Here is a 7,072-nt window from a genome sequence, read left to right on the forward strand (position 1 = left end):
CGGACTCGGCCGTGCCCGCGAGCAGCTCGGTCAGGTTGGCCAGCAGCCGTGCGCACGCGGCGGCGCCGTCCGGCACCCACTGCCTCCCCTGACCGCCGGCGGCGGCCCGCCCCCGCAGGACCGGGGGGACGCCCGCGCACGACAGGGCGTTCAGCAACCGTCTGCGCGTGAGGTCCACCGCCGCCGTCTCCTCCGCCGGGCCGGAGCCGGCCGCCCCGGCCACCGGGCCCAGCCAACCACGCCCGTCGCCCCGCGCGCCGGGTCCGACACGGCCCCGGCCGGCGCCGTGGCCGCATCGGCGGATCCCCGGCGCCGGCGGTGCTCCCGGGCGGGGGGCACGGCATCCGGCCGGCGACCGTCAAGAGCGCAGCCAGATCGGGTTGGTGAAGGCGGCCGGCGGCCCCGGGAGGGGCGGCGCCTGGGCGGGGCGGCGGACCTCGGCACGGACGTAGGCGGTGCGGGCGGGGGTGGTGCGCCACTGCGCGGAGGTCGCCGCGGGCACGGTGAGGACCAGCCCCTGGTCCGTGACCAGGCGCAGCTCGCAGCCCTCGGCGCCGGTCACCGACAGCCGTACGAGGACCTCCGTGTCCGCGTCGGCCGGCGCCAGCGTCTCCCCGATGCCCGCGTGGGCCCCGCGGGCGGTGACGGCGGTGAAGTCCACGGAGACGGCGGAGGATTCGGCGGCGTAGGCCCGTCCGGCGCGCAGCCCCGCCAGGATCGCGGTGCGGGACAGGTCGTCGGCCAGGACGACGGTCTGGGGTCCGCCGACGCGGTCGGGGTCGCGGTGGTGGTCGCTGTGGGCCAGGGCGGGCAGCCAGCGGTCGCCGTCCGCGGCGCAGAGGGTGGCGTCCCAGGAGGCCAGGGACACCTCGTCGTCGGCCGTCCAGGGACCGTTCCAGACCTCGACGGCGTCGGCCTCGCCGAAGCCGAACTTCCAGGCGCAGCCGATGCAGGTGGCGTGCGGGTGGGCGGGGACGACGAGGCCTCCCGCCTGCCGGACGGCGCGGGCGAAGCGCGCGAAGCGGCCGTCCCGGGCCCGGTAGCGCCAGTCGACGAAGGTGCCCGGGTCGGTGCCCACGGCGAGGACGTGGCCGGTGCGGGTGGTGATCTCCTCGCCGGTGAGGACGAGCAGACCCGCGGCGGCGGCGCCCGTCCAGGCGGTGTGGGAGCTGTGGGTGTTGTGCTCGGAGGTGTTGACGAAGTCCAGGCCGGCGGCGCGGGCGAGGGCGATGATCTCGGTGGGGGTGCGGCGGCCGTCGGAGTGCACGGAGTGGACGTGGCAGTCCCCGCGGTACCAGGCCCGGCCGCGTCCGGGGAGGCGCTCGGGCGGGTACGTCAGGGGGGCGGGGGGTGCCGGTTCGCCGTGGACGAAGGTGACGGTGATCTCGTAGGACAGGCCCTGGGGGGCCACCGTGTAGGGGCCGAGCGCGATGTGCCACCGGCCGCGTTCCAGCGGCCCCGGCAGGTAGCCGGGGGTGGCTTCGTCCGCGCGCAGGAAGAACTCGCCGCGGGCGCCGCCGGACCAGCCGCGGAAGCCGCGGCCGCCGAGCGCGGTGCCGCGCTGGTCGAACAGGCCGATGTCGAGGGCGTTGCCGGGGGTGCCCGGCGGGGTGGGCGGTCTGTCGTAGCGGTAGGAGACGCGTAACTCGCGTACGTCCGGGGGGAGGGCGAAGGGGACGTACACGAAGTCCGGGGCACCGGGCGCGAGGGTGCCGCGCAGGGTGGTGGTGGTCGTGGCCGGCTCGGGTTCCGCCGCCGGTGGGGAGGGGGCGGCGACGGCGGTGGCCGACGCGGCTGCCTGTGCCAGGAGTGCTCGTCTGCTGAGGGCCATGGGGCCCAGGATCGCGGGGGGAGGTGAATCCGGCGTGAACGCGCGGGCGTGCGGCCGGGGGGCGGCCGGTGTGGCCGGTGCCGGACGGAGCCCCGGCGCACCCGGGGCTCCGCCGGAGTCGTGCGTCAGCGCACCGTGACGGTGGTGCTGGGCGAGAAGACGTCGCCCGACAGCACCCGCAGCTCCTCCCGGCCCTTGGTGTTCAGCTTGCCGTCCAGGGCGTAGCTGCTGCCGTTCTTGACGATGGTCTCGGCCTTGAGGGTGGTCCACTTCCCGTCCTTCTTGTGCTGAAGGACCACCTTGCTACCTATTTTCAGGCCCTTGGTGCGGCCGGTGACGTGTACCTTCTCCCCGGCCTTCACTTCCGTCTTGTCGACGGTGATGGTCAGGCTCGGCTGTTCGGCGCTCGTGCTCGCGCTGGCCTTGGGGGACGGTGACGCGGCGGCGTACGAGGTCGCGGCGGTGCCCGCCAGCAGCGTCGCGGTGAGGGTGGCGGTGGCAAGGGCACGCAGGGTGGGGTTCACGGTGGCTCCCGTCTGGGGCTGGGCAGGGATCCCCCCTCGCGCCTTCGAGGCTAACCAGCCGCCGGGCCGCGGGCGCCGGCATGCTGAGCCGAACGGGTGAGGCCCCGGGCTGCCTTCCGTGTGCCATGCTGACTGGCGCCCACGGGACGCGCGTCGCGCGGGCGACGAGGGGACGAAGTCTCACGGGGGTGTGGCATGCAGCCGTTGACCGCGACCGATCCGCGCCGCGTGGGCGCGTACCGGCTGCTGTACCGACTGGGCGAGGGCGGTATGGGCCGCGTCTACCTCGGCAGGTCGCCGGGCGGCCGGACGGTCGCCCTCAAGGTGGTGCACGCGCAGATCGCCGGCGACGCGGGGTTCCGCCGGCGCTTCGCCCGGGAGGTCAGGGCCGCCCGGTCGCTCGGGGGCGCGGGGACGGTGCCGGTCCTGGACGCCGACCCGGAGGCGGAGGTGCCCTGGCTCGCCACGGCGTACGTTCCGGGGCCCGCCCTCTCCGACGCCGTCATCGCTCACGGGCCGCTGCCCGAGGAGGCCCTGTGGCGGCTGCTCTCCGGACTCGCGCAGGCGCTGGCGGGGGTGCACGGGGCGGGGCTGGTGCACCGGGACGTCAAACCGTCCAACGTGCTGCTCTCCCAGGCGGGACCGCTGCTCATCGACTTCGGCATCGCCCGGTCCGCCGACGAGACGGTGCTGACCGGGACCGGTCTGGTGGTGGGTTCGCCCGGCTACATGTCGCCGGAGCAGGCGGAGGGCCGGACCGCCGGCCCGGAGGCGGACGTGTTCTCCCTGGGAGCGGTGCTGGCCTTCGCGGCGACCGGGCGGGGCCCGTTCGGCGGCGGGTCGGTGGCCGAGCTGCTGTACCGGCTCGTGCACCACGAACCCGACCTCGACGGGGTCGGGGGGCCGTTCGGGGAACTGGCCCGGCGGTGCCTGGCCAAGCGGCCCGCGGACCGGCCCGCGGTCGCGGAGCTGGTCGCCGCGGCCGGGGCCCGGGCGGGCACGGGCCCGTGGCTGCCGCCGCCCGTGGTCGCCGCCATCGCGCAGAAGGCGGAGGAACTGCTCAACGCGGAGGCGGAGGAGCCCGAGGAGGAGCGCCCCGTACGGGAGGCCGCGGCCGGGGCCGTGTCCGTTTCGGCGTCCGGTACGGAGGGGCTGACCACCATCGCCCCGCCGCCCCCGCGGAACGCGCCGCCCACGGCGGTCCTGCCCGGTCGGCCACCGGTAGCTCCGGCCCGCGCCCGTGCCGCGTCGTCGGACGCGGCCGCCCGGCGGGAGGAGGCCGTCAGGTCCCTGATCACGGGGCTCGGCAGGCCCCTCTACGGGCTGTTCTTCCTGGTCCCGGTCCTCGCCCTGCTCGTCGGGGGGTTCGACCTGCTGGACCGGGCGGCACGGTTCCCGTCCGAATCCGAGCGGCCGAGCGCCGCGCACGAATGGGCCGTGCACGACGGCTGGTGGCGCTTCCCCGTCGCCCTCCTGCTCCTGGGCGCGATGGTGTGGCTGCACGTCTACCGGCAGCGGCTGATGACGGTGCCGGCCGGCCGGGTCCGGCTGTGGTCGGCCGGGATCGGCCTGTACTGGATCGCCCTTCTGGCTGGCACGGCCCTGCACGTGGCATGGGCCGTGATCGTGCAGGAGGACATGCCGTCCCAGGCCGGGACCCACCCCCTCATGTGGGTGGCCCTGCCGGTGGCCGTCATCGGGGCGGCGGCCTCGCCCTTCCTGCTGATCGCGTCGGTGCTCCGGATCGCGAAGGCCTGAGCCGGGCCCGCCGGGGATCCTTTCTGCAGGTCACCCCTTCACTCGGCCAGGTGGTTTGAGCCGTGGATCCCCCTGTCCGGTCTGGGCGCGGACCGCCCGGACCGGGAGCCTGGGAAGGGGTCGGGCGTGCGGCCGCGTCGGGGAGGCGGGAGTCAGCAGATGAAGGTCAACTTCGCGAAGTTCCAGGGGTCCCTGCCGTACGCCTCCGAGCTGTACGGGGTCTACCAGCCGCTCCTCGGGTGGCGTTCGGCCCGGCTCGCCGAGCGCTTCGGCACCACGGGACCGGCCATGCGCCGCTCGCTCGCGGCGGCGCTCACCGAGACCATGCGGCCGTCCTACACGGTGACCGCGGGCTCCGCCGCGGCCGCCGCGCCCGCCCTGACGATCGAGCCGGGCGCCCCGGTGCCCTCGGTCGCCTCCGCCCTGCCCGCAACCCTCGACTCGCTGGTCACCCGGGAGCTCCTGGCCCGGATCAAGAAGGCGGACCTCACCGATCCGGCCGTCTGGGACCGGCTCGTGGGCCCGGGACCCGACGGGCTCGCGGCCCTGCTGCGCTTCGCGGAGGAGAAGATCGCCCAGGGCGGTGTCATCGTCCACGCCGCGTCCGACGGCCCGCAGGCGGTGGCCGCCGACTCCACGGCCCTGGCCGCGGCCCAGGAGTCCCGCGTCGCGGGGGCGCTGAAGAACCTGCAGGCCGCCGGCCGCTACGACGTGCTGCACGCGATGTTAGCGACGGGCTCCCACCGGGTGGACGTGCCGGAGGTCGACGCCCTGGCGGGTCTGCTGGGCGGCGGGCCCCCCGTGTCGCCGGGAGCACGGGGCGCGGCCGCCGCCGCCACCGCCGGACTGCCCGGGGCGTCGCTGTCCCCGCTCGGCGTCGTCCACCTCTTCCGCCAGTACTTCTTCGAGTTCGACTCCTTCCTCGGCCCCCCGGTCCAGCACGTCTGGCTCAGCCCCGGCTCCTCGGTCGAGCTGATCGAGGTCTCCACGCGCCGCACCCTCACCGAACGGACCACGGAGGCCTCCGACGAGGAGACCCGGCGCAGCGAGCAGGAGAGCCGGTCCGAGGACGAACTGTCGGCCTCGGTCAGCGAGGAGAACCAGAGCAGCAGCAAGTTCGGGGTGAGCCTGGAGGCGAGCACCAGCGGCAAGCTCGGGGTGTTCAACACCCAGGCCACCGCCCGTACGAGCTACGACTCGGCGGACGCGCGCAAGACCGCCAAGGAGCAGACCCACAAGCAGCTGCGCCAGCAGACGATCAAGCTGTCCACGGAGATCAAGCGCAGCTTCAAGTCGACCTTCAAGACGGTCGTGGAGACCACCGACACCTCCAGCAAGAGGTACCTCCTGCAGAACACCACCGACAAGCTCGTCAACTACGAACTGCGGCGCAAGATGCGCCAGGTGGGGGTCCAGGTCCAGGAGATCGGCACCCAGCTGTGCTGGCAGACCTACATCGACCGGCCGGGCGACGAACTCGGGGTCGCCGAGCTGGTCCACGTCGCGCAGCCCCCGCAGGGCCAGGTCCAGCCCGCCCAGCTCGTCCCGATGCCGGAGCAGTACCAGGAGACCGTCGAAGGCACGTACAAGGGGCCGGACGACGACTACTTCGACGACGCGCTGGCGGACCTGCTGCTCTATCCGAAGTACGGGTACGAGTACAAGAGCCACACCAACGTGCAGTGGCTGAGCAGCAACGTCGCCGCCCTGAAGATCAGCCAGTTCGCGGAGGGCAGCAACCGGCTGAGGCTGCGGATCGCCGGACACAGCGGGGACGACGGCGAGATGTTCCCCTACCGCTTCACCGTCAACTACGGCCCCACCCCGGCCTACGTGGAACAGGTGAACAAGGTCAACGCCGAGCGCCTGAAGGAGGTCGACCAGGAGAAGGAGCGGCTGGCGAAGGAGGCGTTCTTCAAGGCGGCCCAGGAACGGGTCGAGCTCGCCGCGGGCATCAGCCCCCGCCGCTTCGAGGACCTGCGGGGCGAGGAGCAGATCGTCGTGTACCGCAGCCTGATCCGCCAGCTGTTCAAGGGGAAGGGCCTGTCCGGGATCAGCAGCCAGACCCAGCACGTCATGGCCGAGCTGGTCCAGACGTTCTTCGACGTCGACCGGATGCTGTACTTCGTGGCCCCCGAGTGGTGGGTGCCCAACAAGCTCGCGGTGAAGGAGAAGCTCGGCTTCGACGGGTCGGGGACCACGGAGAAGGAGTTCGAGAAGAGCACCGTCGTCGGCTGGGGCCGCACCGGCGACAGCGGCGCGAACTACTACATCACCGCCGGCTCCCGGCCCGCCAGGCTGGGGAGTTCCCTGGGCTGGCTGCTCCAGCTCGACGGCGACAACCTGCGCAACGCCTTCCTCAACGCCCCCTGGGTCAAGGCCGTGGTCCCGATCCGCCAGGGGCACGAGTTCGAGGCGCTGGACTGGCTGACCAACGCGGGCGTGGAGGGCACCGACGGACTCGACTCGCTGTACGCCGAGTCGGTGCCGGGCGAACGCGGCCGGATGCTGCTGGTGCTCAAGCGGTACCCGTGGAAGGACCCGGCGCTCTCCGCCCGTTACCGCGACCTGCCGCCCGAGGCACTCACGGTGCACGACGCCATCCGCTATCTGGCCGTCGTGGTCGGCGGGGACTGGCAGAAGTCGCGGGCGAAGGTCAGCGACCGGCTCCCGGACGGCACGCCCGTGAACTACCTGCCCACCGACAAGGTCTACGAGCGCGGCTTCGATCCGCTCGGCGACGGGTTCGAGGCGGACGGCACCGAGCCCTTCCAGGTCTTCGACCAGTGGATCGAGGTCATGCCGACCGATCAGATCGTCGCCACCGAGGTCCGCTACGACCCGAAGACCGGGATGCAGCTCTGAGATGGCCACGACCCGCCTCACCTTCGCCGCGGCCGACGTCCTCGGCCGCCCGCCGCAGGCCGGAACGGTCGCCGAGGTGAAGCTGACGTGGACG

At 73.8% G+C, this 7,072-nt stretch carries 5 protein-coding genes; 2 read left to right on the forward strand and 3 right to left on the reverse strand.

The genetic code is table 11. The annotated features are described in order from the left end of the window. From ACFVXK_RS35735 to ACFVXK_RS35745, 3 genes are all read right to left on the reverse strand, one after another. A partial coding sequence (locus ACFVXK_RS35735; RefSeq protein WP_389620626.1) for a hypothetical protein occupies positions 1-223 on the reverse strand: 223 nt, incomplete at its 3' end. A 135-nt stretch (positions 224-358) separates the two neighbouring features. After that, the gene (locus ACFVXK_RS35740) at positions 359-1,831 is read right to left on the reverse strand and encodes a CehA/McbA family metallohydrolase (protein ID WP_389620629.1); all 1,473 of its coding nucleotides are present in this window, start codon (positions 1,829-1,831) and stop codon (positions 359-361) included. A 125-nt stretch (positions 1,832-1,956) separates the two neighbouring features. Beyond that, entirely contained in the window at positions 1,957-2,355 is a 399-nt protein-coding gene (locus tag ACFVXK_RS35745; RefSeq protein WP_389620631.1) for a hypothetical protein, read from the reverse strand. A 195-nt stretch (positions 2,356-2,550) separates the two neighbouring features. On the opposite strand from ACFVXK_RS35745, the gene ACFVXK_RS35750 reads away from it, so the two are divergent. Both ACFVXK_RS35750 and ACFVXK_RS35755 read left to right on the forward strand, forming a co-directional pair. Beyond that, positions 2,551-4,113, forward strand: a complete 1,563-nt coding sequence (locus tag ACFVXK_RS35750; protein WP_389620633.1) for a serine/threonine-protein kinase — start codon at positions 2,551-2,553, stop codon at positions 4,111-4,113. A gap of 159 nt (positions 4,114-4,272) precedes the next feature. Beyond that, positions 4,273-6,978 (forward strand): hypothetical protein, encoded by a 2,706-nt coding sequence (locus ACFVXK_RS35755; protein ID WP_389620635.1) that lies wholly within the window; start codon positions 4,273-4,275, stop codon positions 6,976-6,978. The last annotated feature ends 94 nt before the right edge of the window (positions 6,979-7,072 follow it).

This window comes from Streptomyces sp. NPDC058157 (assembly GCF_042884105.1).
In the GTDB taxonomy this organism is placed as follows: domain Bacteria; phylum Actinomycetota; class Actinomycetes; order Streptomycetales; family Streptomycetaceae; genus Streptomyces.

What these genes read in the sequence shown, in the direction of transcription:
- ACFVXK_RS35740 (WP_389620629.1), bottom strand. Translation starts at nt 1,831, where the DNA reads ATGGCCCTCAGCAGACGAGCACTCCTGGCACAGGCAGCCGCGTCGGCC.
- ACFVXK_RS35750 (WP_389620633.1), top strand. Translation starts at nt 2,551, where the DNA reads ATGCAGCCGTTGACCGCGACCGATCCGCGCCGCGTGGGCGCGTACCGG.
- ACFVXK_RS35755 (WP_389620635.1), top strand. Translation starts at nt 4,273, where the DNA reads ATGAAGGTCAACTTCGCGAAGTTCCAGGGGTCCCTGCCGTACGCCTCC.